The organism is Streptomyces sparsus (assembly GCF_054776295.1).
The window spans coordinates 1-745 of sequence record NZ_BAAHCA010001521.1 but is presented as its reverse complement, the minus strand read 5'-3'; the positions used below and the strand labels follow the sequence as shown (position 1 = coordinate 745).

The window sequence follows — 745 nt, the reverse complement described above, 5'->3', positions numbered from 1 at the left end:
CGGGCGGGGGCTGCCGGGCGTGGCCGAGCGCGCCACGCTGCTGGGCGGCGACGCACGTTGGGGACCGGACGGTGACAGCTGGCTGCTCGACGTGCGGCTGCCGCTGCGGGGCACACCGTGAACCGGGTACGGATCGTGCTGGCGGACGACGACCGGCTGGTGCGCGAGGCACTGGCGGCGATCCTCGGCGCGGAACCCGACCTGGAGGTGGTGGGCGAGGCGGCGTCCGGCGCGGAAGCGGTGTCGGTGGTGCGCGCCCTGCGTCCCGACGTGGTCCTGATGGACGTCCGGATGCCCGGGGTGGACGGCATCCGCGCCACGGAGCAGCTGCTGCGCAGCCTGCGTCCGCCGCCGCGCATCGTCGTCGTGACCACCTTCGAGAACGACGCCTACGTCTACGAGGCGCTGCGGGCGGGCGCGTCCGGCTTCCTGCTCAAGCGCTCCGGCGCCGACGAGCTGGTGCAGGCGGTCCGCCTGGTGGCGCGCAGCGACTGCCTGCTGTTCCCCGCGGCTGTCCGGGCACTCGCCGCGCGGCACGCCGCGCGGGAGCCGCGGGACACCCTCGGCGGGCGCCTGACCGGGCGGGAGGCGCAGGTGCTGCGTCTGATGGCCGAGGGTCTCAGTAACGCCGAGATCGCCGACCGGCTCCTCGTCGGGGCGCAGACGGTGAAGACGCACGTCGCCTCGGTGCTGGCGAAGACGGGCGCCCGGGACCGCACCCAGGCGGTGATCGCCGCCTACGAGC

At 75.6% G+C, this 745-nt stretch carries 1 protein-coding gene; it reads left to right on the top strand.

Annotated elements, in window-relative coordinates:
• Positions 1–117 precede the first annotated feature (117 nt).
• Positions 118–745: response regulator transcription factor (locus tag ACYVE9_RS29380; protein WP_461030920.1), on the top strand; the 628-nt coding region annotated here is incomplete at its 3' end.